24 protein-coding genes and 1 pseudogene are annotated in these 26,216 nt (G+C 53.4%); 18 read left to right on the top strand and 7 right to left on the bottom strand.

All coding sequences use genetic code 11. The features are described from left to right. Positions 1 to 14 precede the first annotated feature (14 nt). From R70723_RS18205 to R70723_RS18180, 6 genes are all read left to right on the top strand, one after another. Positions 15 to 899 (top strand): DegV family protein, encoded by an 885-nt coding sequence (locus R70723_RS18205; protein ID WP_039874027.1) that lies wholly within the window; start codon positions 15 to 17, stop codon positions 897 to 899. Positions 900 to 1,100: 201 nt separating this feature from the next. Beyond that, entirely contained in the window at positions 1,101 to 1,493 is a 393-nt protein-coding gene (locus R70723_RS33785) for a transporter (protein WP_076418338.1), read from the top strand. 123 nt (positions 1,494 to 1,616) lie between these two features. Further along, positions 1,617 to 2,471: a manganese catalase gene (locus tag R70723_RS18195; protein WP_039874022.1), complete on the top strand. Its 855-nt coding sequence runs from the start codon at positions 1,617 to 1,619 to the stop codon at positions 2,469 to 2,471. A 203-nt stretch (positions 2,472 to 2,674) separates the two neighbouring features. Continuing rightward, entirely contained in the window at positions 2,675 to 3,157 is a 483-nt protein-coding gene (locus tag R70723_RS18190) for an NUDIX hydrolase (protein WP_039874021.1), read from the top strand. Between the two features lie 24 nt (positions 3,158 to 3,181). Next, entirely contained in the window at positions 3,182 to 4,117 is a 936-nt protein-coding gene (locus R70723_RS18185) for an alpha/beta fold hydrolase (RefSeq protein ID WP_039874020.1), read from the top strand. 65 nt (positions 4,118 to 4,182) lie between these two features. After that, positions 4,183 to 4,560: a hypothetical protein gene (locus R70723_RS18180; RefSeq protein ID WP_156123830.1), complete on the top strand. Its 378-nt coding sequence runs from the start codon at positions 4,183 to 4,185 to the stop codon at positions 4,558 to 4,560. An 86-nt stretch (positions 4,561 to 4,646) separates the two neighbouring features. Here the strand turns inward: R70723_RS18180 and R70723_RS18175 are convergent, their stop codons facing one another. Next, positions 4,647 to 5,921: an MFS transporter gene (locus R70723_RS18175; RefSeq protein ID WP_039874013.1), complete on the bottom strand. Its 1,275-nt coding sequence runs from the start codon at positions 5,919 to 5,921 to the stop codon at positions 4,647 to 4,649. 41 nt (positions 5,922 to 5,962) lie between these two features. Continuing rightward, positions 5,963 to 6,586 carry an NUDIX hydrolase gene (locus R70723_RS18170; protein ID WP_039874011.1) on the bottom strand — a complete coding sequence of 208 codons (624 nt, stop codon included), beginning with the start codon at positions 6,584 to 6,586 and terminating at the stop codon, positions 5,963 to 5,965. A gap of 173 nt (positions 6,587 to 6,759) precedes the next feature. Here R70723_RS18170 and R70723_RS32165 point away from each other — a divergent pair, with 173 nt between their 5' ends. Further along, the gene (locus tag R70723_RS32165; RefSeq protein ID WP_179088020.1) at positions 6,760 to 7,845 is read left to right on the top strand and encodes a stalk domain-containing protein; all 1,086 of its coding nucleotides are present in this window, start codon (positions 6,760 to 6,762) and stop codon (positions 7,843 to 7,845) included. A 107-nt stretch (positions 7,846 to 7,952) separates the two neighbouring features. On the opposite strand, the gene kduD is transcribed toward R70723_RS32165, so the two are convergent. Genes kduD through kduI form a run of 3 tightly spaced genes read right to left on the bottom strand, consistent with a single transcriptional unit; the run spans position 7,953 to position 10,369 of the window. Beyond that, on the bottom strand, positions 7,953 to 8,708 hold the full coding sequence (kduD, locus tag R70723_RS18160) for a 2-dehydro-3-deoxy-D-gluconate 5-dehydrogenase KduD (RefSeq protein WP_039874009.1): 756 nt from the start codon (positions 8,706 to 8,708) through the stop codon (positions 7,953 to 7,955). Positions 8,709 to 8,745: 37 nt separating this feature from the next. After that, on the bottom strand, positions 8,746 to 9,501 hold the full coding sequence (locus tag R70723_RS18155; RefSeq protein WP_039874007.1) for a DeoR/GlpR family DNA-binding transcription regulator: 756 nt from the start codon (positions 9,499 to 9,501) through the stop codon (positions 8,746 to 8,748). 34 nt (positions 9,502 to 9,535) lie between these two features. After that, positions 9,536 to 10,369, bottom strand: a complete 834-nt coding sequence (gene kduI, locus R70723_RS18150; protein ID WP_039874006.1) for a 5-dehydro-4-deoxy-D-glucuronate isomerase — start codon at positions 10,367 to 10,369, stop codon at positions 9,536 to 9,538. Between the two features lie 189 nt (positions 10,370 to 10,558). Between kduI and R70723_RS18145 the strand changes: the two genes are divergently transcribed. From R70723_RS18145 to R70723_RS18130, 4 genes and pseudogenes are all read left to right on the top strand, one after another. Beyond that, positions 10,559 to 12,247 carry a hypothetical protein gene (locus tag R70723_RS18145; protein WP_039874004.1) on the top strand — a complete coding sequence of 563 codons (1,689 nt, stop codon included), beginning with the start codon at positions 10,559 to 10,561 and terminating at the stop codon, positions 12,245 to 12,247. 227 nt (positions 12,248 to 12,474) lie between these two features. Next, the gene (locus R70723_RS34085; protein ID WP_052421376.1) at positions 12,475 to 12,726 is read left to right on the top strand and encodes an SRPBCC family protein; all 252 of its coding nucleotides are present in this window, start codon (positions 12,475 to 12,477) and stop codon (positions 12,724 to 12,726) included. 1,166 nt (positions 12,727 to 13,892) lie between these two features. Then, a pseudogene (locus R70723_RS32160) lies at positions 13,893 to 15,062 on the top strand (right-handed parallel beta-helix repeat-containing protein); the annotation flags it as partial. A 217-nt stretch (positions 15,063 to 15,279) separates the two neighbouring features. Further along, positions 15,280 to 15,531 carry a YolD-like family protein gene (locus R70723_RS18130; RefSeq protein WP_039878962.1) on the top strand — a complete coding sequence of 84 codons (252 nt, stop codon included), beginning with the start codon at positions 15,280 to 15,282 and terminating at the stop codon, positions 15,529 to 15,531. A gap of 85 nt (positions 15,532 to 15,616) precedes the next feature. Here the strand turns inward: R70723_RS18130 and R70723_RS18125 are convergent, their stop codons facing one another. Beyond that, on the bottom strand, positions 15,617 to 16,363 hold the full coding sequence (locus R70723_RS18125; protein WP_039874003.1) for an amidohydrolase family protein: 747 nt from the start codon (positions 16,361 to 16,363) through the stop codon (positions 15,617 to 15,619). An 83-nt stretch (positions 16,364 to 16,446) separates the two neighbouring features. On the opposite strand from R70723_RS18125, the gene ybaK reads away from it, so the two are divergent. Further along, positions 16,447 to 16,920, top strand: a complete 474-nt coding sequence (gene ybaK / locus R70723_RS18120; RefSeq protein ID WP_039874002.1) for a Cys-tRNA(Pro) deacylase — start codon at positions 16,447 to 16,449, stop codon at positions 16,918 to 16,920. A gap of 72 nt (positions 16,921 to 16,992) precedes the next feature. On the opposite strand, the gene R70723_RS18115 is transcribed toward ybaK, so the two are convergent. Further along, positions 16,993 to 17,739, bottom strand: a complete 747-nt coding sequence (locus R70723_RS18115; protein ID WP_039878960.1) for a YdcF family protein — start codon at positions 17,737 to 17,739, stop codon at positions 16,993 to 16,995. A 219-nt stretch (positions 17,740 to 17,958) separates the two neighbouring features. On the opposite strand from R70723_RS18115, the gene R70723_RS18110 reads away from it, so the two are divergent. The 6 genes from R70723_RS18110 to R70723_RS18085 all read left to right on the top strand — a co-directional run bounded on the left by R70723_RS18110 (position 17,959) and on the right by R70723_RS18085 (position 26,145). Then, positions 17,959 to 19,563 (top strand): response regulator, encoded by a 1,605-nt coding sequence (locus R70723_RS18110; protein ID WP_039874001.1) that lies wholly within the window; start codon positions 17,959 to 17,961, stop codon positions 19,561 to 19,563. A gap of 35 nt (positions 19,564 to 19,598) precedes the next feature. Next, on the top strand, positions 19,599 to 21,356 hold the full coding sequence (locus tag R70723_RS18105) for a cache domain-containing sensor histidine kinase (protein ID WP_144027043.1): 1,758 nt from the start codon (positions 19,599 to 19,601) through the stop codon (positions 21,354 to 21,356). 27 nt (positions 21,357 to 21,383) lie between these two features. Continuing rightward, the gene (locus tag R70723_RS18100; protein ID WP_039873998.1) at positions 21,384 to 22,703 is read left to right on the top strand and encodes an ABC transporter substrate-binding protein; all 1,320 of its coding nucleotides are present in this window, start codon (positions 21,384 to 21,386) and stop codon (positions 22,701 to 22,703) included. A 212-nt stretch (positions 22,704 to 22,915) separates the two neighbouring features. Further along, positions 22,916 to 24,268 carry an ABC transporter substrate-binding protein gene (locus R70723_RS18095; RefSeq protein WP_039873997.1) on the top strand — a complete coding sequence of 451 codons (1,353 nt, stop codon included), beginning with the start codon at positions 22,916 to 22,918 and terminating at the stop codon, positions 24,266 to 24,268. A 106-nt stretch (positions 24,269 to 24,374) separates the two neighbouring features. After that, positions 24,375 to 25,307 carry a carbohydrate ABC transporter permease gene (locus R70723_RS18090; RefSeq protein WP_039873996.1) on the top strand — a complete coding sequence of 311 codons (933 nt, stop codon included), beginning with the start codon at positions 24,375 to 24,377 and terminating at the stop codon, positions 25,305 to 25,307. 1 nt (position 25,308) lies between these two features. Further along, positions 25,309 to 26,145 (top strand): carbohydrate ABC transporter permease, encoded by an 837-nt coding sequence (locus R70723_RS18085; RefSeq protein WP_179088021.1) that lies wholly within the window; start codon positions 25,309 to 25,311, stop codon positions 26,143 to 26,145. Positions 26,146 to 26,216: the final 71 nt, after the last annotated feature.

The raw sequence follows: 26,216 nt of genomic DNA, 5'->3' as shown, positions 1-26,216 counted from the left end.
AGAGAGTAATGACTATGAAATCCATCGCCTGGGTAACCGACAGCACGAGCACCATTGATTCTGAATTCGCCAAGAATAACCATGTTTACATTATCCCTTTACGTCTAATTATTGATAATGAATGTTATAAGGAAAATATAGATATCAGCGCTGATCAATTCTATGAAAAAATGCGTAAGAGCGATAAGGCAGGCAGCTCCCAGCCGCCGATCGGTGAATTTGTAGAGCTATACGAGCGTCTGAAGGAAGAGTATGACGAGATTATTGCGATTCATTGCTCCTCCGAGCTAAGCGGTACGTTTCATACCTCGATGCAGGCGGCAGACATCGCCGGCGTTGATGTCATCGGTATTGATTCCAGGGTAGGTGCTTATCCGATTCGTGAGATGATCCGCCGCGGTGTTCACTGGCAGCAGGCAGGCTGCTCTGCACTGGAGATTAAGGATAGAATCGGGGATATGATTAAAGAGATGTCCTTCTATCTGATTCCGGCCAGCCTGAGCCAGCTGCACCGCAGCGGGCGGCTCTCCGGCTCCCAGCTGCTGCTGGGCCAGCTGATGCGGATACATCTGCTGCTGAAGTTCGATGAGGGGAAAATTGTCGTTGTGGACAAAATCCGCACCTACAAGAAGACGAAGCAGGTCCTGCTGGAGACCCTCCGTAAGGATATCCGGCAGATCCAGGATATTTGCATTATGCATGCCAACAATATTGAAGAGGCGCTGAGCCTGGAGTCGGTCATTAAGGAAATCTCACCCTCTATCCGTACTGAAATCATGACGTTTGTTCCCGTTGTAGGCGTTCACATGGGCGAGGGCACACTTGCGCTTTCATGGATCAACAGCACAGCCGTTAACAGCATTACAGCTCCGGATATGGAGATGGAGCCTGCACACTAAAGCTAAGGCCTTGCTTTAAGGCAACAGCCTTGCATATGAAACCGGCGGTCCCGCGAGAAGCGGGGCTGCCGGTTTATTTTTTTCTCTTGTCTTTAAGCTGTAGCGGCCGGTCCGGGGTGTTTAACAGGGCATCCGCCCAAGCGATCCATCCGCGGATGCATATGATGATTATGCCTAAACAATTGGAAGGAGCGATCACATATGGGATTTTTTCCAGCGCCGGGACCCGGCGGAGGCTTTCCGGGATTCCCGGGTGGACCTGGTATACCTGGAGGGCCCGGAGGGCCAGGAGGCCCGGGAGGCCCCGGTGGACCCGGTGGACCGGGTGGAGGCCCGGGAGGGGTTCAGCCACCAACGGCACCGCCGCCGCAATTCGTACCGCAAATGTCCGCCACCGCATATGCCGTCGATCCCGGCGGGATCAGACGCTGCCTGTTCCGCAACACCTACGTCTGGTTGAACAACGGCGAGCAGTTCTGGTTCTACCCGGTATTCGTCGGGCGTAATTCTATCGCAGGGTTCAGATGGTACGGATTTTTCTGGGGATACTTCGGTATAGATTTGAACCGGGTTAGCTCGTTCACCTGCTTCTAAGGCTGACGGCTGGAAGAACAGTCTGCGGACTGTTCTTTTTTTGCTTCTGATTAATTCCTGGTGATGCGGGTAATGGAATTAGGACAAATCAGACACCAAACATGGACAAGGAGGATGCATACTATGTTTTATCACATCAAGGAACTCCAGTACCGGGCAAAGCCTGAGAGACCAGACCCGGTGTATGCCCGTAAACTCCAGGAGGTGCTGGGCGGCCAATACGGTGAAATGTCAGTTATGATGCAGTATCTGTTCCAGGGCTTTAACTGCCGGGCGGAGCAGAAATACCGGGATATGCTTCTGGATATCGGAACCGAGGAAATCGGACATGTTGAGATGCTGTGTACGATGATCGCCCAGCTGCTGGACGGTGCTCCCGCTGCCGAGCTGGATGCTGCTGCTCAGGACCCGCTGGTTGCAGCCGTGCTTGGCGGAACCAACCCGCAGCATTTGATCGTTTCCGGTATGGGGGCAGCTCCGACCGACAGTAACGGTTATCCGTGGAACAGTAAATATATTATCTCCAGCGGCAATCTGCTGGCCGATTTCAGAGCCAACCTGAACGCAGAGTCCCAAGGGCTGGTGCAGGTCGTGCGTCTGTATGAGCAGACCACCGACCCCGGCATCCGCGATATGCTCTCCTTTATGATCTCGCGTGACATTCTGCACCAGAACCAGTGGAAGGCGGCAATCGCCGAGATTGAGGAGATGGAGGGAATTATCGCTCCGGCCTCCTTCCCGCGCGAGCTGACGGTTGAACCGGCGACGCGCCAGTTCCTTAACCTCTCTGAGGGTGAGGAGAGCAGTCAGGGCAGCTGGGCCAGCGGGCCGCTGCCGGATGGAACCGGCGATTTCGAATATGTCTCGAAGCCGGTTCCGCAGGGTGGTGCGCCTATGCTGGCGCAGCCGGCAGATCATCAGCATTCCACGTTAGGCTCGGGTCCTTACCTCGTCAATAAGGGAATGGAAAGCCTGTAAAAGGCTGCCCAAGCTTTTACAAGCAGATAAATATAGTAAGCAGTGCACAGACAGAAGGACTGTACTCCACACCATCGGTGAGGGGGGACAGTCCTTCTGTCTGTATTGGCCGCACAACGGAGAGGTTTTTTGAAATTGCCCGCGAATATAATGGGATACATAAGGCTCTGCATAATACTTTTGATCAATAGGGAGGAATGTGTATGGTGTGGCCAACGCATATTGTTGCGGTCAGCGGGATTGTGGAGAATGAGGAAGGGCAAATTCTTTTGGTGAAGACTTTTCGGGGAGGCTGGGTGTGCCCGGGAGGACAGGTGGAGATCGGAGAGAATCTGCTGGATGCCTTGATCAGGGAGATCCATGAAGAAAGCGGAATAGACGTAACCGTCTCACAGCTATATGGGGTTGTTTCCAACACGGGTGTTCATAAATGGTATGACGGTGTGACTACTGTACCGACGAAAGTAATGCTGGATTTTATCTGCAAGCCTGTCGGCGGGGAGCTGCGTACCTCCGATGAGACCTCAGACTGCCGCTGGGTCGCTAAGGATCAGGTGCTTGAGCTGATTACTGCCCCGGCTATCCGCGCGCGTTATCAGGCTTATCTCGATTTTGACGGGAAAACGCACTATATGGATTATGTTACTAAGCCGGATTTTGAAGTGAAATTAAACAGAACGATATAATTCGTCAAATGCGGGGGGGGGCTTATGGGATCTATTTTTAAGAGTAAAGCAGCCGAAGAAGAATACTATCATTACTATGCCAAATGCCTGGAGCATTTTGATTTAAAAGGGACGTCACGCTATATCGCGACGGCATTCGGAGATACATATGTGACCTGTTTCGGTGATTCAGATAAGCAGCCGCTGATTCTTCTCCATGGTATGACCATGAGCAGCACGATGTGGTATCCCAACATTAAGGCTTTGCTTCAAGAGCGGTGCGTGTATGCGGTCGATGTAATGGGCGATTTCGGAAAAAGCAAACCGGCTGCCGCAATAAAAAACCGGAAGGCTGCCAATGAGTGGCTGCTTGAGGTTTTGGATGCGCTGCAGTGTTCAAGGGCAGATGTGGCCGGCCATTCGATGGGCGGATTCCTGGCAGTGAATTTTGCGCTCGCGCATCCGGAACGGGTGTTAAAGCTGCTGCTGTATGCCCCTGCCGGAACGTTCCACCGAATGAGCCTGAAGTTTTTTGCAAAAATCTATCCGGCATTATTGTTTCACACCGAAAAGTGGATCGATCAGGCCTTCTTATGGTTTTCAGGCAAAGGCGAGCCGCTGCACCCTGTATTTCGCGATCAGGTAATCTCGGGCTACAGCCATGCAAAGCCGCTTCTGCAGTTGATGCCCTCTGTCTTTGACCGGAAGGAATTCAGTAACTTTCAAGTTCCTGCCCTGCTCCTGATAGGCGATAAGGAGGTCATCTATCCTGCCGGGAAGGCGATGGCTAAAGCCAAGGGACTAATTCCTGATCTGGAGACCCACTTGATTGCCGGGGCCAGCCATTCTTTGACGATGGAGCATGCGGAGGCTGTGAACAGGCTGAGTGTACTTTTCTTGCAAAAGGGTGATAGTGCGGGGACGCACCATGATAAAAATGTGATTAACAACACTGTTGTCATGTCTGATCATATCGGGTAATAGGTATAAATAGGACTTTCAAAACAGGCTGAATCAGAGTGGCAGCCGGGGAAACGGAGGGGAAGATGATGGGCATGCAGAACGTAACAGGTATCAGCCCGGTACAGGTAATATCGGCTTACGGCGGTACGCAGAGCGATGTGAGTTCCATGGAGAAGCAGCGGGACCGGCTGATGATGGAGCTGGAGAAGGTGAACGCAGCGCCGGGCGGTGCGGCTACGGTTAACCGCCGTGAGCAGCTGCAGCGGCAAATCCGGCTGATCGAGGTACAGCTCGCGCAAAAAATCGGCAGCACGGCATCAGCTGAAAGTATCCCCTCACCCGCGCAGAACGCAAGCACACTCGGACGCACGGAATGGAAGGGAGCCTTCCGGGGAATCGGCATGACAGACCCGCGGACGGCGACGGTAGACTCGGAGGGCCATTTTAACGCGTTGATTTAGGCGGAACATACAAAGGTGCGAAGGCGTCCGGATGGTAATAAGCCGGATGCTTCGCATCTTTTTGCATTTTATTGATCCGTCAGATTTCAATGCCCGGGAAGCTCAGTGTCCTCAACCTTCCGCAGTGATTTGGCGTAGACTATTCCAACGGCCACTGCAGAGCAGGTCAGGCAAGCGGCAAAAATATACAGCCTGACGATACCGAACGTTTCAGCCGCCCAGGCCATTCCCAGCAGGGAGATGCAGAAGAACAGGTGGAGCACTGTCGCCTGTGCGGATAATACCTTCGGCAGCTGCTCACTGTTCACGCTGTGCTGGACAAGGGTGCGGCGGGTTACGATACTCAGCTCCGCAAAGGGTCCCATCAGAAGGACAAGTACAAGCGCAAGGATAAGGTTTGTATTGACCGCGTACAGGAAAGTGAGCAGTCCGTAACCGGCCATGCCGATCAGCATAAACCGCAGCAGTCTGCTGCCGATCCGGCGCACAGCCGAAATGACCAGCAGTCCTCCGCCGATGGTGCCGGCAAAATAAGCAGCGTTAATGAATCCCCACCATTCTTCGCCCTGTCCCAAAGCCTGCTGGACAAAAATAAGCGTGAACGCACCGACCCAGACCGAGCCTCCGAGCATATCGATCGCATCAATAGCGGTAAGTGCTCTTAAAGCGGGGGTACGCCAGATGATTTTCCAGCCTTCACTCAGTACCAACCACCCGGAGCCCTTCGGAGCATTGTCTCCGCTGCCGCCGTCAGACGTCTCTTTGCCTGCATTGCCGGATTCCGGCTCCCGGATCTGCAAGGTGAACAGGGCAGCTAGCGCGTAGATTACAGCAGTAAGCAGGAGAGTGGAGGAGGTTCCGATCCAGATGATAATCAGGCCGCTGAGACCCCAGCCGGCGAACTGGACGACCTGATCGCTGACGGATAACAGGCCGTTGGCCCGCAGCAGTCCTTCACGGGAAGGGGTAAGCCGCGGGACGAGTGCATTGCGGGCAGGGACGGTCCAGCCGTCCAGGAAGGACATTGCAAAGATCAGCAGGAACACAATGGGCAGTGAAGCATGGCTGCCCTGCATTCCGAGATAGGCTGCCATAACGGCAAAGAATACAAACTGGCCAGACTGCGACAGCAGGAGGAGGCGGGACAGCTTAAACCGTTCGATGAGCAGGGGAGCGAGCAGGCCGCTGAGCATCTGTGAGAGTGAGCGGAACAGAGGGACCAGCGTCGCCGAGATCAGGCTGCCGGTATGGTCCAGTACCAGCACAGTTAAAGCCATAATATAGAGGACATCCGCAGCATTTGCCGCCGACTGGGTGCCCCATAAGTAGTAAAAGGATTTGCTGAGCCGAATCTTATTCATTACAGTAAAGTCTCCATTATCTCGGATGTGATTTGGTATAATTAAGCAAATGCAGCAGAAATGCCGGCGATGATCTTCCTGTAATAGGATGGTTCATGCGGAACAAAGGAGGGTATACCGGCATCTTCGTCAATTGGTATACGGCGTGCACCTTCCATACGGAAGCCCCTGATCCGTATAGAGCTGCTGGAGCCCTCCCAAAGACTGCAGAAATCTGTGAAGCTGGCGGTGACGAGGCCGGCTACCTCTTCAGGCTGCAGTCTAAAGGCCTCCAGGGGCAAGTCTGTTTCGAGTATAAAGACATTCGCACGTTCACGGTCAAGGAAGCCCGCTGTATCCATGGTATATGGAATAATGCCCAGCGGATGCAATGCCGCAAAGGGAACTGAAATCCCAAGCTCCTCTTCAAGCTCGCGGATGCCGTCCTGCGGAGTTTCATGGGAAAGCAGATGTCCTGCGGCAGTTATATCCAGCAGGCCGGCATAATCCCGTTTCTCCTGGCTGCGCAGCTGGAGCCAGATGGACAAGCCGCCGTCAGCTTCCCGGCTGATCAGCCAGCAGTGGAAGGTCTCATGCCAGAGCCCGAGCCGGTGTACGGTATCGCGGGGAGCAGAACCTGTAATATTCCCGTATTCATCAAACGTAGTGAGTAATTCATCGTTCATGCAGGTTACCCCTTTGCTATGTAAGTGTATGTTGTAGTCCTGACATAAGATTGCTTGAAGGACTTGTGGTTAAGTAATATAGACAGCCCGCTGTTCATCGGCTAAATATAGCATAGCTTTTGATATGCGGGCAATGCTTTGTCCATTTCATTCATCATCAGGGAGGTATGTTTGTGAATACTCTATTAACCTCACGTTTGAGCAGGCTGATTCTTGCTTCTGCCATTATGTTCTCCGGACTATTTGCCGGCACTGCCGCTACAAGGGTCTATGCGGATTCCCCGGTCACCTCAACAGCTATTTATAAGGCTTATCTGGATGTGAATATCGTCGCGGCCGCCGAGCAAAAGGGTCTCACCCGTTCAGTAGCTGACTATCTGGCTTCATCAGGCAATCCCTTGGATGTGAAGGCGGCAGCTATTAATGCCTTGTATTCAGACCTGGCGTGGTCCGACAGGGAGCATGCGGAGGAATATGCGCAGCTGGTGTACGGGAAGTCAACTGCAGCACTGGATAAGTCTGCTATGAGTGCCCAGCAGCTGTTTGTTATCGGATATCTGAAGGTGCTGGATCATTATCTCGACCCGGATATTACATGGATAACTGCAGCGCAGAAGGCGCTGCCGGACAGCCAGACTGTTGCCTTAATCCATGCACTGGCGGCTTCACAGCAGAATATGGACTGCAGCTGGGTTATCACGGAACCGGTGCTTAATGATGCGGAGCTGACCAAGGATCTGAGACAGGGTGCGGTGGATATTATTACTGAGTATATGGTGCTGTACAAGGGGAGCCCATGCCAGCAGTCAGGAGAGGAGCCGGCTGTAGACAGACTGGTAAATGATATTTTACAGGATGCTGTTGTCCTGTCCATCGGGCAATCGGCTGTGCTGGTTAAAGGCAGTGCGGCAGCAATAGACAGTGCGAACTCAAGTGTGGTGCCGTATATCCGCAACAATACAACAATGGTCCCGCTGAAATTTATTTCCGATAAGTTCGGTGCCCGCATCGAGGTCAATACGAAAAAGCTGGAGGCCACTGTTGTATATCTGAATCAGAAGACGGTTGTCCCGAAGGTTGAGATCAGAAACGGGCGGACCTTTGTCCCGCTTAGGGCTGTAATGGATATTTTTAACAAGCAGACTTATTACAACAAGGGATTAATCATCATCACAGCCAATATCGCTCTGGATGCGCAGAATCCGTTGAACCAGCAGGCGGCTGAGCTGATCAGACAAGAGCTGCTGTCTCTCGATTAACCGTTAAACCTGAATTCATTACTTTACAAAAAAGCACCCGCATGCCTGTGGCATGCGGGTGCAAGTGTATGTGATAAAGCTCCTTCATTCGGAGGAATGAAGAGATATTATCTGGCCAGCCATCCGCCGTCTACAGCCAGTACGTGGCCGTTCAGGTAGTCGGAAGCAGCAGATGCCAGGAATACAGCAGGGCCCTTAACATCTTCAGCTGTTCCCCAACGGCCTGCAGGAATACGGTCAAGGATTGAATCGGAACGGCTCTGGTCAGCACGGATAGGAGCTGTGTTCTCAGTAGCCATGTATCCTGGAGCAATTGCGTTAACGTTCAGGCCGAATTGTGCCCATTCGTTAGCAAATGCCTTAGTCAGACCGGCAACAGCATGTTTACTTGCTGTGTAGCCTGGAACGTTGATGCCGCCCTGGTAGGACAGCATGGAGCAGATGTTGATGATTTTACCAGTGCCTCTTTCGATGAAGTGGCGGCCGGCGATCTGGGACAGCAGGAATACAGTGTTCTGGTTAAGGTTGATTACGTCGAACCAGTCTTTTTCACTGTGGTCTTTAGCAGGAGTACGGCGGATCATGCCTGCGCAGTTAACAAGAATGTCAACGTGGCCGGTCAGTTCCAGAGCCTGGTCAAAAGCGCCCTGCAGCTTGCTGTGATCGCTCAGGTCAGCTTCGATGCTGAGTGCTTTTACGCCGTAAGCTTCTGCAGCTTTTACGGACTCTTCACTGCTGTTCAGGGAGATGGATACTACATCCGCGCCTGCTTCAGCGAATGCGAGCAGAATGCCTTGACCAAGGCCCTGTGCTGCTCCTGTTACGATTGCTGTTTTGCCTGCCAGACTGAATAATGATGACATAATAATATTCGCTCCTTTAAATGTGCTGTTATTTGAATTACCCGACTTCAATATTGATGCCTGCACTGCGGAACTGCTCTGCCGTTTCGGACGGGAGGCCGCTGTCTGTAAGCAGCACATCAACCTCCTGAAGGGAAGCGAAGGTGCGCAGCGCGGTCTGTCCGAACTTGTGATGGTCGCAGGCGGCGAATACCTTGCGGGCGGTGGATACCAGCGCCTGCTTGAAATCAATCAAATCACCGGTGTAGATAGACAATCCGTGCTCGATGTGCACGGCTGTAGCCGACAGGAAAGCTTTCTGTATATTTAGCTTTTGGACATAGGCAACGGCTTCAGGACCGGCCAGCATGTTGCGGACACGGTACCCCCCGGGAACGACCAGACGGATGTTTTCTTTTGGAACGAGCTCGCTGATGATGTACACATCATTGGTAACAACCGTCAGGGACATATTGTCCAGACGCCGGGCAATTTCAAGCGTCGTGCTTCCGCCGTCCAGGGCAATGATGTCGTCCTTCTCGATATGGGTAATGGCGCGCAGGGCAATCTCCGTCTTATCATCGGCATATTTATCCAGCGGGTTCTTGAGCGGGAGGATGCCGAACTGATCGCTTTGGGCCAGCACAGCACCGCCGTGCACCCGCATAATCAGCCCCTGCTCCTCCAGCTTGCTGAGGTCCTCGCGAATGGTTTTGCCGCTAACCTGGAGTTTGTCACTAAGCTCATTAACCGTAACATCCTTCTGATTCAGCATAACTTCCATAATCATCTCGTGCCGCCGTATCGGGTTCATCCGCCTGCCTCGTCTTTCCGAAATTGGTTATGTTCTATTTCAGCTCTTTCATGCTTACAGGGTCCATGTCATCATAGCGCTTGTTGTCTCCGGCCATGCTCCAGATGAAGGTATAGTTGTGAGTACCTACTCCGCTGTGAATAGACCAGCTTGGAGAAATAACAGCCTGCTCGTTGTGCATTACGATATGGCGGGTTTCCGTCGGTTCGCCCATCAGGTGGAACGCGATCGAATCGTCCGGCAGATCGAAGTAGAAGTAGGCTTCCATCCGGCGCGGGTGAGTGTGGGACGGCATTGTATTCCACATGCTGCCCGGCTTCAGCTGGGTCATACCCATAACGAGCTGAGCGCTCTGTACGCCGTTGGTATGGATGAAGCGGTGGATCGTACGCTCGTTGGAATTTTCCAGTCCGCCGAGTGCGCCGGATTCGGATTCTTCCAGTGTAGTTTTAGTAGTAGGGTAGGACTGGTGTGCAGGAGCCGAGTTCAGATAGAATTTGGCTGGCTTTGCGCTGTCAGCGCTTTTGAATACAACATCCTTGGCGCCTTGTCCCACATAGAGACATTCTTTGTAATCGATCTCATATTCAGTACCGTCTACTACGATAGAACCCTTACCGCCTACGTTGATTACACCCAGCTCACGGCGCTCCAGGAAGTAAGTAACCCCAAGCTCCTTCAAATCAGTTGTAAGTACAACATCCTCGTTCACCGGATTAGCTCCGCCGACGATCATGCGGTCTTCATGGGTCAGGACAAGCTTCAGTTCATCCGGAGCAAAAATAACCGGGATGTGGAACTCCTTGCGCAGGCGCTCTGTGTCAAACTGCTTCACTTCATTCGGATGCGATGCAAAACGTCTTTCCATTTCGTATTCATTCCCCTTCGCTAACGTATTTTCGTTCGTATAGGTACAATTTAATCCATTTACGTTCATTTGGCAAGAGATAATCTTTTTTAGTACGTTTATTTTAGTTTATTTAATGGTTTTTGTGATTGCTAAATGAACAGAAAGCGTGCACAATAGGATGGAAATAATACCCTGGGAGGGGAAGAGATGACGGCTCGATTAAGCTTCAAATTAGATAATCCCTATGCGCTAAGACAGCGGGAGATCATACAAAAGGTGGCAGCAGAGGCATTGGAGCTGCCGCTGAAGGATAGCGGCCTGTGGTTTCACAATGATGTTCGCAACAACTTCTATTATGCATGCTACCTGTTCGCAGCTGCGGTAGATGATTCACTGCTTCCGGAGGCCGTGCGGGAGCAGGCCCGGCAGAAGGCGGAGACGGTCCTGCTGGAAACAGTGCTGCTGCAGAACCGGCAGCCGGGCACACATCTGTACGGCCACTGGCCGCTCGGGCTTGATCCGCTGCCGCGGGAAGCCGCTCCGCATGAGCTTCCTGTAGAAATTATGGGCAGCCTGCTGATCTGGTTCTGCAAGCATTACAATAGCCAGTTCAGTGCAGCGCTTAGGGTTGCTGTCCATACGGCAGCCGGACATATTTACCGCAGCGGCTTTTTCCGTAAAGAGGTTGTACATTACGGTCACCACGAAGCCAAGTATACGGCCGCCAAGCTGATCTTCGGCCAGCTGTTCGGGGATGAGGAGCTTCGCGCTGACGGGCTGGAGAGCCTGGAGCAGACACTTCAGTATATACGGGCGCAGGGCATGCCGGAATACGGCAGTCTGCCGTGGTTCTGGCACTGGATACAGGCATTCACCTGTGCCTGGGAACTCGAGGAGGACAGCGCAGTACAGGCTGTGCTAAGCGAGATGCTTGACTATCTGTGGCATGAGCGGGCTGCTTTCTATTTACGCGGGGCATGGGTTGGCGCACATTCCCGCGGCTGGCCGCATGATGTGCCGGCTGACCGCAATGTGCTGCATGATTATGTGCAGTTCGGCGACTTTCCGCTTAGCGGTGACATGCCGCGTACAGAGTACGCCGGCTTCCTGTTCTATGAAGCTCCTGCCGGGGCAAGAGAGCTTGCGCTGGACCGCCGTAATGCTATAGAAGTAAAGAGGCTTACACAAAAGGTTGCCCCGGGAGACCCGCAGCCCCAGCCGCTCCTGCATTCCTACGCTTATATTACAGAAGGCTATGCGGCAGGCGGCCTATGGGAGCGGGTAGAGGAATTCGACAATGAACAGCTCCGCTGGGCCTATTCCCTGCCGGTCAGCGGGGAAGGGGAGGTCAACCGGCTGTACTTCTTCCATCCGGGCGAGGGCTACCGTGCAGGCGATCCGCGCCACCAGAGTCCTTACATGGAAGTGCTCTACCATAAAGGCACGGTGCTGTCTTTGTTCCCTGTACCCGAAGGAACGGATAACACGATTGCCGGAGTGCTCCCTGAGGGAGAATGGCAGCAGCAGGAACAGGCAGTTTACGGCCTGGTGAAGGAGGTTTATTTTGCCGTTTGGCTGTCGCATACGTATCAGCTGGCGAGCCGTGACGGTTATCTGGAGGTAACGGCGGCAGGTAAGCACGGCGCTGTGGCGGTTGAAGCCGTTACGGCAAAGGAAGCCGCGGCTGCAGGCTTGAACAGCCTCACGGAGTTCGCCGCTGCTATGGCAGCACGTAAGCCTGTATTTGCGGCAGAGGGCGTTGGCGCGGAGGCGGCACTCTCTATCACACACACTACCTTTACCGGTGACCTGCTGCGGCTTGAAGCAGGTAAGGATAACGGCACGGTGACTGCGGTTAACGGCAGTCCGGTTAGCTTCGCGGAATATAAGGTATAGTATCCGCAGCTTACTTGATAACGTGTTGTACGGCTGCTATTCTTTTTGGTAGGACGGCCTGGATATCATATAATTAGTATGGCCCGGCTGCATTAGTTGGATTTTCGCCACCTAATTTCCGAATTTTGTAACGTTTAGGACGTTTAGCTGGAAAAAGGATACTTAATTCGGGTCGTAATGCCCTTTTTGGAGTAAGTAAGCGAATTTAAGATACCTATTTCCACCTAATGCCGTTATTACCGGCAGTTCTTTATGAATTAGGTGGCGCAATTCCACTTAATCTGCACAGCCGACTGCTGCTTATCGAAACCATCGGCACATTCACTGACCATACCCCCAAAGATTTGGCCGGGTGGCATGTCTGTCTGGATGTTATAGAGGCTCTGCTGGACGGAAATGTGCCGGTTAACCGTAAGCCTGCTTGGGAAGAGCAATACAGGAAGTATTCAGTGCTGGTTGAGCAGTATCTCAATAGCTGAACATTTATAAGCTGCCCGGTTGGGTAGCTTTTTTTTGCGCTGTGCAGGGGAAAAGGCCCAACTGTCGACTATCTTTGGGGAGCGAGATATGTAATGAAATACTGAAAATCCATGTAAATATATACATTTCACATATATGTAATAAAATACATAAAAACCATCTGTACAATTCCAAAAATTTACTTATAGTGGAGATTAGATTGGTTACTGCGAAAAATTCATTTTTGCAGCAATCTGCATATTGCCTGGTAAAGGGGAGATGCGATGAATATTAAATACAGCCATCAGTAGAAACAGCCAAGAACGACAGTGTAATGCAACAGCTGCAACTGGTTCTGAAAAAATATATTATTCTGGAGGTAAATGTTAACGTGAAAATAAAAAAGAGATTTGCTTTCACTGCATGTATTGCGCTTTCAGCTATGCTCGCTTTTGGCGGCCTGCAGTGGGGTGTCCCGTCAGTTCATGCGGCAAGCCTCTTCAGTGAGGATTTTGAGTCCGGCAGCGCCGGTAACTGGACCAGCACGACAGGCACCTGGTCTGTAGTACAGGATGGCGGCTCTTATGTGTATTACCAATCAGGGAGCTCAGAGGGGCGCACCTCGGCAGGCAGCAGCGCCTGGACCGATTATAGCGTCAAGGCTGATGTGAAAATCGATAATTTTAACGGCAACAATCGTACGTATGTGTGCGGCCGGTACCAGGACGGGAATAATTATTATGCCGCTTCCATATCCAATTCAAACGGAGGCACACTGGAGATCCGCAAGAAATCCGGCGGCGAAAGCACGACACTGGCCTCGAAAACTGGCTTTGCCATTACCACAGGGACTGTGTATAACATCCGGCTGGAGCTAAGCGGTGACTCGATCAGCATGTATGTAAACAATGTGCTGCAATTAAATGCACACGATAACATTATTGCTTCAGGCGGGGTTGGACTGATTGCTTACAAGACGGCGGCCAAGTTCGATAATGTTATTGTAAGCGATACCACGGCTGTCCCTACCTCCACACCTGGAGCAACAGCAGCACCCACCAGCAGTCCGACAGCAACTCCGACGGTAGCGCCAACAGCAGCACCTACGCCTACTGCAACTGCGACTGTAGCTCCTACGGCTGCACCTACCGCTGTGCCTACCGCTGTCCCGACTGCAACTCCGGTTTCCGGTGCGCTTTATGTTGCAGCTAACGGTGCTGCAGGCAATGCAGGTACCATTGGAAGTCCCACTACGCTGCAATCTGCCTTGACCCGGGTTGCTGCCGGCGGCACGATTTACCTGCGCGGCGGCACTTATTCCTTCTCTTCGCCGGTAACCATCGAGCGTGACAACAGCGGCACCTCCGGTGCGCGCAAGAGTATTGTCGCCTATGGCAGTGAAAAGCCGGTCCTTGATTTCTCTGCACAAGCCTTTGCATCCACGGAGCGGGGATTACAGATTTTCGGCCATTACTGGCATGTTAAGGGTCTGGAAGTCAAAGGAGCCGGGGACAACGGAATCTTTATCGGCGGCAATTACAACATTATTGAGAATGTGGAGACTCACCATAACCGGGACTCCGGACTGCAGATCAGCCGTTATGCCTCTTCTGCCTCCAGCATGAGCGAGTGGCCGAGCTACAATCAGATTATCGGCGTATACTCCCATGATAACTTTGACCCGGACAACGGGGAGGATGCCGACGGCTTTGCCGCCAAGCTGACCATTGGTCCCGGCAATGTATTCGACAATTGTATTGCAGCCTGGAACACGGATGACGGCTGGGATCTGTACACGAAGACGGATACCGGTCCAATCGGGGTTGTAACCATTAAGAACAGCATTGCTTACAAAAACGGCCAAACCTCTGACGGGAACTCAACCTCCAACAGTGACGGCAACGGCTTTAAACTGGGCGGGGAATCCATTTCCGTAAACCATATTGTGACCAACAGCATTGCCTTCCAGAACAAAAAGCACGGCTTCACCTATAACAGCAATCCCGGCTCCATCAAAATGACCAACAATACCTCGTGGAGCAATGGCGGAAGCAACTTTGCTTTTGATGCAGGCACCCATGTCTTCACGAATAACCTGAGCTTTGCCGGAGCATCGAGCGATAAGACCAGCGGAACGGATGTTTCAAGCACAAATGTATGGTGGAAAAATAAAGCCAGCACCAATGCGAAGGGCCTCGTGGCCAGCAGCGCCGATTTCGTGAGCCTGACCCCTTCGGTGGTGCGGAATGCGGCCGGCTCGATCAGCCTCGGCAACTTCCTCAAGCTGGCTTCGGGAAGTGATCTGATCGGTTCGGGTACGCCAAGCGGCACTAACATCGGCGCTACCATTCAATAGAAGCCGTTACTTCCCGAAAAGACATACCCAATGTGTAATCCTGCTGTAACGGGAGGAGCCGGCAATGCCGGCTCCTTTTTGCTGTGTGCAGCGTGCCCGGAGGGGAGAAAATAACCGGCTGTGCGGTTTAATGACAGGGGCGTACATGTTATACTATTCAGGAGCATTCATAGGATGGTATAACCGTATTTTCAGGATGGCTTACTGGAGGAATAGCGTGGCAAAAGCAAAGGTGGCTAAACGGCCGACAAGAGATGAATTTGTGCTGGAGGAGCTTGGCAACCAGCTGACGGAAGCGATGCAGGAGGAGTCCATTATCCTGCTGACCGTATGGGGCAAGGAAGAAGAGGTGCGCGGGCAGATTACCGGTATGGATTCACGGACCGGCAAGGTGCATGTAAGCTCGAACGAGGAGCTGCTCAAGGTTCCTTTCATGGATATTATGGCCATAAATTATCCGCGCGATTAGACCGGCCTGGCCGATATGTCTAATGACGGTACAATAACTGAACCCTTGGGTATCCCAAGGGTTTTTGTTATGGCCGGATAACTGCTCATTTCAGGTACCAGTCTGATGCGTTCCTAAAAAGCACCTTGTCAGCGAGCTCCTCACCCAGTGTGTCGTAAATGAGCTCAATATCGGAAGGCTGGTAAGGGCGGCGTGCCCTGGTGGACGGGAGGTCGGTCCCGAACATTAACGCATCCGGGTTAACGGCGGCGATTGCACGCAGCGCCTGCGGTACATCAAGCTCGACGCGGCCGAAGCCGGTGGCTTTTACACGGACTCCTGTATCAACAAGGTCAAGAAGATGGTGAAAACCGCTCTGCGACAGGCCTAGATGATCTATTGATACAGCTGGGAGGGCAGCCAGTACCGGTGCAATGTCAGGCAGATTCACAGAGTCGATATAGAGCTCCGTATGCCATCCGGCTATTTCATGGACTCTTCTGGCCATGTAATCAAGCTGCGACAAGTCTTCTGACCCGCCGCGCCTGACGTTGAAACGGACAGCCCTTACGCCATAACTGTGCAGCCTAAGCAGTTCTTCGTCTGTTGTATCATGGGGCAGCTGCGTTACGCCGACAAAGCCGGGACCCAGTGACTGCAGGGCGTCTATTAGATAAGTCTGGTCAAACCCCTGGAACGACCCGGAGACAACGGCGCCGCCGATCAGCTTGAGCTCCCGGACAGTGTCCAGATAATTCCGGCAGGTAAAAGCGTCAGGTAGATAGCCTTGGTTCTCGATCAGCGGAAAACGGGGGTCAATGATATGCATATGGGCATCAAATGCAGTGCGCATGTAAATCTCCTTCCTTCAAGCGGGAATAGAATGCGTGTATAATAGCTTTTAATACATAAACGGGCTGGAAAGGTTGGAGCAGGATGCAGATCAGCAAAACCAATGCACTGCGCATGCTGGATGCCAAGGGCATCAGCTATGAGGTGCACTTGTATGACAATGAGGATGGGGCTATACACGGAACGGCAGTGGCTGAGAAGATCGGCCTGGATCCGGATACTGTGTTTAAGACCCTGGTGGCGCACGGCGGACCCAACCTGTATGTGTTCATCATTCCGGTAGGCGAAGAGCTGGATTTGAAAAGTGCGGCCAAGGCCTCCGGTGAAAAAAAGATCGAGATGCTGCCGCTGAAGGATCTGCTGAAATGGACAGGCTATGTACGGGGCGGCTGCTCTCCGGTCGGGATGAAAAAGCTGTATCCGACCTTTATTGAGGAGACCGCACAGCTGTACGACACCATTGCAGTCAGTGCAGGCAAAATCGGCATGCAGATGGAGCTTGATCCGCAGGAGCTGGCCGGGATGACCAGCGCCGTGTTCTGCGGGCTGGTGAAATAAGCTGCCGGCTATAGAAAGCAGTGGCTGGGGGTTCCCGGGACCACTGCTTTTATTTAATCCCGGCACGGCCTTCTATAACCTGGCTGCCAGCAGGCCCAGGTATTCTTTAAAGGCAACACCGGTGGACTGCATGGCACCGGGTGAAGGGAACAGCTTGGAGAGGTAGAAGGAGCCTCCCCGGCTGACAGTATAATCACTCGGGTATGCCTGGGGGGAAAAACCGGCCTTGCGGAATTCCTCCATCCCGCGCGCGATATGAAAGCCGGAGGTGACCAGCACCGGCCGGCTGAGCCCGCGCTCCTTCATCAGCGCTGCGGTAAACTCAGCGTTCTGTTCGGTATTGAGCGACTGGTTCTCGGTCAGTATATCCTCCGCCGGTATCCCGAGGCCGAGCAGCTGGCGCCTGGCGATATCCGCTTCATTGCCGCTGTCGGTATATACCTGACCTCCGGTGAAGAGCAGAGGCAGTCCGGTCTCCCTGTACAGCCGCGCTGCTGTCAGCAGCCGGTTGGCTGCAGCGCCGGACAGATTGCCCTCGCCGTCCATATCCGGCGTGCCGCTCGTCGCTCCGCCGCCCAGGACAACAATAACATCGCCATCAATCCGGGACGGCTGTGCATATTTACGTTCCAGGCCGCCCATCAGCAGCTCGGCTGTCAGCGGTATCATGGACAGGTAGAGCAGAACGGTAATAATTAATACCAATACCGGGGGGCGGCGGTACCGGCGCCACATCCAGGCTGCGGCTGCTGCAAGCAGCAGAACGAACAGTCCCGGCGGCAGAATAAAGCTGTAGAGGAACTTGATGAAGTAAATCAGGGAAACGACCGCCTTTCCTTTTTTGTACAAGTATACAAGCTGCCGCGTGATTATTCCATGCGGCTACCGGGAGCATAGAGGTTCCATATCGGACGGCATGCTTAAAAAACTGCGGTTTTCCATTAAAAGGCTGCATCTGCCAGCCCGGTCTTCTGTGGTACAGTAGTGGTGGGAAAATCCCCGGGAACGGCTGCATGACATATACACGGAGGGACAAGAATGAACAGAAGCATACGTGTTGTATTGGCCGATGATGAGCCGGTGATTCTGCGCGGACTCAAAAAGCTGATCGCCTGGGATTCGCTCGGCCTGGAAATTGTCGGGGAAGCCAGGGACGGAATCGAGCTGAAGGCTCTGATCGACAGCTGCGCCCCCGACCTGATTATCAGCGATATCAGCATGCCGGGCTACTCCGGCATTGACATCATACGCGGCATCCATGAATCAGGCCGCTCGATCAAGGTGGTATTTATCAGTGCTTACCAGGAGTTTGCCTATGCCCGGCAGGCCCTGCAGTATGGTGCACTGGATTATCTGCTTAAGCCGGTCAATACCGGCCAGCTGGAGCAGGCGGCAGTCAAGGCAGCCGCGCTGATCCGCCAGGAGTCGGAGGAGGAGCGGAACAAGGAGATGCTGAAATCCTATGAACGCAAAAATGTCACCGGCACGATCGAAGAGCTGCTGGAGCAGCTGACGGACGGCAATAAGGGGGCAGCTGCTGCTCTGGCCCGGATAGGGAACACGTCGATAACCAGATATGCTACGGTATGTGCAGTTGAGACCGATGAATACAGCGGCGGCCCTTCCCGCTGGGAGGAGCATGAGCGGAAGCTCGTAGAGTTTGCCCTGTCGAACATTATCAAAGAAACGGTGGAAAGCAGCGGCGGCGGTTATGTATTCCGCAAGGGGGAGCGGCTCTGCATTCTCCTGCAGCATGAGCAGCCGGACATGCCGCAGGAGCTGATGGCAGATTTGCACCAGAAGATCAACGGCTTTCTTAAGCTGCAGGTGACCATTGGGGTCGGACGGCCTGCCGGCGGGATTGAGGAGGCTGATGAATCGTACCGCAGCGCTTTGAAAGCGCTCAAATTCAAATATTTCTCCGGCCTCAACCGGGTCATTGCTGATCATAACGGGGCTCAGGCCGTGTATGAGCCGTCATCAACCGCCGGGCTGGCAGAAGTTCAGCTGGCGCTGATAGAAGCGCTGAAGATGCTTGAGAAGGAGGAGTGCATGCTGCGCTCCGGAGAGCTGCTTGCCGCGGTAGAGCAGCTTTCCGCCGGCAGCCCGGCTCAGGCGGTAACACATCTTTACAATACGGTGCTGCAGCTGGAGCAGGAGCTTGCCGAATACAGCGCAGATGCCGCGGCCCAGCAAGGACCGAGTCCGCTGCTGCTGGAGCAGTTCACCGCCGCTCCAACCTATGCTGCGCTGGGGGCTGCCTTCTGCAGCACTGTTCAGCAGCTGCTCGGTCAGCTGGCTGGCAGGCTGAGCGGCAAGGAGATGCCGCAGCTGCTGCAGGTTAAAGCCTATGTCGAGGAGCACTACGCCGAGAATATTACGCTGGAATCAATGGCGGCCATGCTGTATATGAACCCTTATTATTTCAGCAGCTTTTTCAAGAAGCATACTGGCCAGAACTTCAAGCACTATTTAACAGAGGTCCGGATGAATCACGCCCGCAGGCTGCTGCTCCAGAGCAGTCTCATGATCTATGAGATTGCCGAGCAGGTCGGCTATAACAATGCCCGCCATTTCAGCGATATGTTCAAGAAGAAATTCGGCAAGCTGCCGCAGGAGTACAAGCAGTCCTGGAAGCCGTGACCGCACACACCTGTTAATGATGAGGAGGAATAACCGTGCTGAACCGGGGGCGGAGAAGCAGCAGCATTTTTGTCAAGTTTTCGGCGTCCTTTCTGCTGGTGGGGCTGATTCCGCTGCTGGCGCTCAGTTTTTTTTCCGTGCAGACCTTTTCCGGCTATGTGGAGCGCTACACGACCAGTAATCTGCAGCAGATGGTGCTGTATATGGGCTATAATCTGAATTCAGCCTTTAACCAGTACAATGAAATATCCAAGCTGATGTATACCGGCCGTTACGACGGCTATATCGACAGCTACAGCCGCAACCAGACGGCTAATGTCAATGACCAGGGCCAGATCAATGCGATCCCGATCGACAGCTTCCTCAAAACGCTGCTGTTCAGTGACTCTTATATTACCGGAGTGCAGTTTGTGCGCAGCTCGGACGGCAGGGTATACTCGCAGCAGAAGGAGAACCGCTCGCTGGTAGCAGATACATTCGCCCGGCCGGAATGGCTGGCGGCTATGGCTGCAGATCCCGCCAAGGTGGCGGTGTTCCCGGCACATACGGACGATTATTTTTTTGATTCCCGCAAAACGGTGTTCACCATCGGGCGTACCCTGATCGATACCTCGGGCCGGGTTACGCGTGAGCCTAAGGTTGTAGGCACCCTATTTCTGGACATTGACACGTCGCTGTTCCGGCAGTTCAGCGAGGAGCTGAGTCTCGGACCCAAGGATGAACTCTATTTGCTCGACGGCCAGAACCGGGTGTATTTCAGCAATCAGGATGCGGCTCCAGGCACAGTGGTGAACCCCGTCCTTGATGACGAGGAGCGGATTACACTCAGTCAGGACATCCCTTTTCTGGAGGGGCAGGTTATCGCCAGGATTCACCGCGGCAGTCTGTTCGAGCAGCTGCTGTCGGCCAGGACCACCGTATATATCGCGATTGCCATTTGCGCAGTTGTAATGATTGTAATGGGGGCGTGGTTTTCCCGGCGGCTGGCCGCACCGATCCGTGAGCTGATCAGGCAGATGACCGTTGTGGAGTCCGGCAATCTGGACACCCAGGTTACGGTGAACAGCAATGACGAGATGGGCAGGCTGGCGCACGGCTTCAACCGGATGGTGGAGCGCCTCCGAATCTATATTGACGAAGCCTATGTCGCCCAGATTAAGCAGAAGCAGACCGAGCTGAACGCTCTAAAGAGCCAGATCAGGCCCCATTATCTGTACAACACGCTTGAAGTCATCCGGATGAATGCCGTGGACAAGGAGGCGGGGGAAGTGGCCGATATGATTCTTGCCCTCTCCGATCAGCTGAAATATGTTATTGATTACGGGGAGGACCGCGTCAGCCTGGGCAGCGAGCTTGCGCATCTGCATAATTATTTCTATATTATTTCAGTCCGCTATGAAAACCGTTATATGCTGCAGCAGGACATTCCGCCGGAGATCGACCTGAGCTGGCCGGTGCTGAAGCTGTCACTGCAGCCGATTGTTGAGAATGCTGTGCAGCACGGCCTGCGCCAGAAGGGCAGGGGAACCGTCGGCATCACGGTAGAGCGGAGGGAGGACAGGCTTGCGGTCACGGTGTATGATGACGGGATCGGCATGAGCAGGGAGACCCTGTCGCAGATTCAAAGGAACCTGGAGGACCCGGGTGCCCCAAGCAAAAATGTCGGGCTGAAAAATGTCCATGAGCGCATCCGCACAAGCTTCGGGGAAGAGTACGGCCTTACGGTCAGCAGCCGGGAGCATATCGGAACCTCCGTTACCCTGGTGTTTCCGGTGATTGAACAAGGAGCTTAGATTAGAGTAAGGGAGCGCAAGCGAGGTATGTACAAGAATAGCGGAATTCAAACAGCAGCCGGTATGCTCGTTATTGCGGCTCTCCTTGCAGCCTGCGGCAGCAGCCGTTCACAGGACAAGGCCGGCGGTGAGGTGCCGGAGCTGCAGCCGGTTAGTTTTTCCATTGCCTATGCAGCCGGTGATATGGCGACTACCCAGGCGCTGAAGGCGGTCATTGCCGCTTATATGCAGGCACATCCCAATGTGAAGATTAAAGATATCAGTGAAATTTCCTCCAGTGCCTATCTTGACTGGCTGAAAATAAAGGATGCGGTCGGTGAGTTTCCCGATCTGCTGGAGATGCGTGATACCGAAGCCTTTGCCGCTGCAGGTAAAATCGCCCCGCTCCCGCCTGAGCTGGTAGAGCTGCTGGACCAGCCGGTGGAGGTATTCGGCCGGGTGTGGAACGCTCCGCTGTATGAAACCCCGCCGCAAGGCATCATTTACAGTAAAAAGGCTTATGCGGCTGCCGGAATTACCAGGCTTCCCGCAACCTATGATGAATTTCTGGCGGCACAGGAGAAGCTTAAGGCCTCCGGCATTACGCCGCTGGTGGCCGGCGGGAAGGATCTTTTCCATCTGGGCTTCTGGATCAACAAGTTCTGGATTGATAATGTCTATGCCGAGGACCCGGACTGGAATGCCCGTAAAACAGCCGGGGCAGCCAGCTTTACCGATGCCGGGGTGCTTCAGGCGGTGAGTGATTTCAAAACGCTGTTCACCCGTTATGTGGACCCGGGCTGGCAGAACATCGGCGACAACCAGACGGTCTCGTACCTCGTTACCGGCAAGGCGGCACAGCTCTATTCGGGGCCGTGGATGTTCTCGCCGATTGAGGCCGCTGATCCGGCCTTTGAATTCGGCTTCTATGCGGTGCCGGACCGTAAAGGACAGGTGAATGTGACCGGACTCCCTTCGCTCGCGGGCTGGTCCTTCTCGGCGGAAGCCGTCCGTGATCCGGTGAAGTGTGCGGCGATTACTGATTTCTTGCAGTTCTTTTTCGAGCCCGCCCAGTACAGCCGGTTTCTGTCAGCCATTAACGGCATTCCGGCGACCAAAGCCAAGGCGGCTTACCCGGCAGGCGAGGCAATGAATGAAGTGCTGCGCATCCTCAAGGCTCCGCAGACGGTGAAGTCCAGGATGATGAACAACTGGTGGGGGGCCAATACCCTTCCCCAGCAATTCCGCAACTGGTATTATAAGCTGCTGGAGGAGCTGGTTGTTAAGGATGGCGATGTGCTCAGCGCGATGCAGGAGGCGGACCGGGAATATGACCGGCAGGCGCTGGAAGAAGGCATAGGGAAATAGCGAGGCATACGGGGAGATCTGCGGATCTCCTTTTTAGTTGCCCGGATTCACTTAAAATTACCGCATACGGAGCTTAAAAAACTGCATTCAACCCTGGAGGGCAGAATGCTATCCTGTAATCACAAGGAAACGCTTTCTAAGATGATGCGCACATCGGTTGCTGTTTCCGGCTCTTTCACTCAATCATGAGAATTATAGGGGGTCTTGTTCATATGTTGAAAAAATCAGTAACCGCGTTGTCCGCAACGCTGCTGGCAGCAACAGCGCTTCTGTCGGGCTGCGGCAGCAATAATAATGCTTCGGATGCTTCTAACAACGGGAATGCAGCTTCTTCATCCAATGCACCGGCGGCAACGACTGAAGCGAAAAAGGAAGTGCAGTTCTCCATCGGCTATGCATCCGGTGACCCGGCGACCAAAGCGGCGATTGCAGAGGCCGTCAAAGCATTCATGGAAGCCAATCCAAATGTCAAAATCAAGGATATCAGCGAAACCTCCTCTGCAGCCTATCTGGACTGGCTCAAGACGAAGGATGCGGTCGGCGAATTCCCTGATCTTGTAGAAATCCGTGACACCCAGGTATTTGCGGATGCCGGCAAAATCGTCGAGCTGCCGTCAGACTTGCTGGAGCTGTTCGACAATCCGCCGCAGGTAGACGGCAAGGTATGGAACGCACCGATGTCGGTCAACGTGCCGCAGGGCATTATCTACAGTAAAAAAGCGTATGCGGATGCCGGAATCACCGAGCTCCCAAAAACCTATGACGAGTTTCTTGCGATCCAGGAAAAGCTGAAGACCAGCGGGATTACTCCGCTCGTGGTCGGCGGCAAGGATATTTTCCACATGGGCTTCTGGGTGAACAAGTTCCTGATCGATGATGTGTATTCGAAGGACCCGGACTGGAACTCCAAGAGGACGGCCAAGACCGTAAGCTTCACCGATGCCAACGTTGTACAGGCCATTACTGACTTCAAAGACCTGTTCACTAACTATGTGGATAAAGGCTGGCTCAGCACCGGGGACAACCAGACGGCGTCCATTCTCGTAGCGGGTAAAGCAGCCCAGCTCTTCTCCGGCACCTGGATGTTCACACAGATTCAGGAGGCGGATCCAAGCTTCGAATTCGGCTTCTATGCGATTCCTGACCGTGAGGGCAAAGTGAACGTAATCGGTCTGCCGTCACCGGCCGGCTGGTCGCTTTCTGCCGAAGCAGCCAAGGATGCGGACAAAACAGAGGCGATCAAGGATTTTATCCGCTTCTTCTTTGCCCCTGAGCAATACGCCAAGTACCTGTCGAGCATCAATGCTATTCCTTCCACCAAAGAGAAGGTTACCTATGAAACCGGGGAGCAGATGCAGGTAGCGCTTGACCTGATTGCAGATGACAATGTTACCAAATCACTGGCGATCAACAACTGGTGGGGCGATAATCTCATTCCTCCGCAGTTCCGCAACTGGTTCTACAAGCTGCTGCAGGATCTGGTCGTGAAGGATGAGAACGTCAGCGATTACATGAAGCAGGCGGATACCGAATATGACGCACAGGTAAAAGCAAACCAGCAATAACAGTATTAGTATTTGTCAAAAAGAAAAAGCTCCCCGGGGGAGGGACCTGCTGCCCAGCAGGTTCAAGCCCTCTTGCCGGGAAGCATCTCCGGGAGGGAGAGCATCCATGGCTACAGCAATTCAGCAAGCAGACAAGCCGCTAACGGGGCTAAAGCCCAAGAAAAAGAAGCGGTTCCAGTCGTATGCGCTAATGTTTATTTTACCTTCATTTCTGATCTATACGCTGTTTGTCATCGTGCCGACGGCAGGCAGCATTTATCTCAGCTTCACCTCATGGGACGGAATCAGTGACGATATGCGGTATATCGGATTTGCCAATTTCGTGGAAATCTGGCACAGCCCCCGTGTGCACAACGCGCTTAAGAATACGCTGGTGATGACCATCAGCCTCGTCATTCTGGAAAATATCGCAGCGATTGCCATGGCCATTCTTGTCGATAAGGTCCGGTGGTTCCGCAACCTGTTCAGAAGCATCTTTTATTTCCCGACGCTGCTCAGCGGAATTGTAATGGGCTTTGTCTGGGCGATGATCCTGAATTATAACTTCGGCGTATTCAATCAGATTCTGGACGCGATCGGACTGGGCAGCTGGGTGGTTGACTGGCTGGGCAATCCGAAGTACGCCATGCTTTCGATTATTTTGTCCACGGTCTGGAAGGGCGCAGGCTATTACATGATTATTTATCTGGCCGGGCTGCAGGGCATTCCGCCTGAGCTGAATGAAGCGGCAAGCATAGACGGGGCAAACGGCTTCCAGCAGTTCCGCCATATCACCTTCCCGCTGCTTGCGGGTTCAATGACAGTATGTATGGTACTGGCGATGATCAGCGCGCTGAAGATTTTTGACCAGATTGCCGTCATGACGGACGGCGGGCCTGGCTTTGAGACCGAGACATTAACCTATATTATTTATAAAGTCGGCTTCGGGGAGCTGCGGCAGGGCTTTGGTACGGCGCTGGCGATGGTGCTGTTCCTGATCATTATGCTGATAACGGTCATACAAGTAAAATTCCTCCGGAAACGGGAGGTGCAGATGTAGCATGACACTGCAAACGAAAAGAAGAATCGCTGAAATCTCCATGTTCATCGTTACCTTGCTGCTGGCTATTATTTTCTTTTTCCCGATCTTCTTCAATCTGATGTCAGCCTTCAAAAGCAATGCCGAGATTATGCGGGATGCTATCGCCTTCCCTAAGGGTCTCTATCTGGACAGCTTTAAGTATCTGCTGACCGAGACGGAATTCCCGCGTGCCATTCTGAACAGCCTGATCCTGACGCTGGTGTCCATTGTAGCCCAGGTGCTGATCATTCCGATGGCCGGCTACGCGATTGAACGGCGGAACACCCGCTGGACACGGTTCATGTTCCTGTACTTCCTGGCCGGGATGATGATTCCGTTCCAGGCTTACATGATCCCGCTGTTCAAGGAGCTGAGAATGTTCGGCTTATACGGCAGTCTGGCCGGTCCGATCCTCGTGTATGTCGCCGGTGCCGTCGGCTTCGGCTGTCTGCTCTATACCAGCTTCGTCAAAGGCATTCCGCAGGAAATTGAAGAGGCGGCGGAAATTGACGGCTGCTCACGCTACGGAATCTTCTGGCGGATTGTATTCCCGCTGATGGGTCCGGTTACGGCCAGTATGGTCGTGCTGAACGGGCTCGGGATCTGGAACGACTTCCTGATGCCGATGCTGGTGCTGCCTTCGGGCGAGCCGAAGACGATGGTGGTCGAAATCTACCGGTATATCGGTGAGTTCTCCTCGCGCTGGGATATGATTTTTGCCGGAACCGCTATGTCGGTTGTACCGGTGCTTATCGTGTTTGTTGCCCTGCAGAAATACTTCGTTAAGGGCATTGCTGCCGGGGCTACCAAAGGGTAAAGACGTTTAGGGAACCGCTCCTGATCAGGCAGACCTGCAGCAAATAACCGTTCATTGTGGTTAAATGGAGA

The organism is Paenibacillus sp. FSL R7-0273, from assembly GCF_000758625.1.
Taxonomy (GTDB): domain Bacteria; phylum Bacillota; class Bacilli; order Paenibacillales; family Paenibacillaceae; genus Paenibacillus_AQ.
Note: the sequence above shows the minus strand (reverse complement) of the source record. Positions and strands in the feature narration are given on the sequence as shown.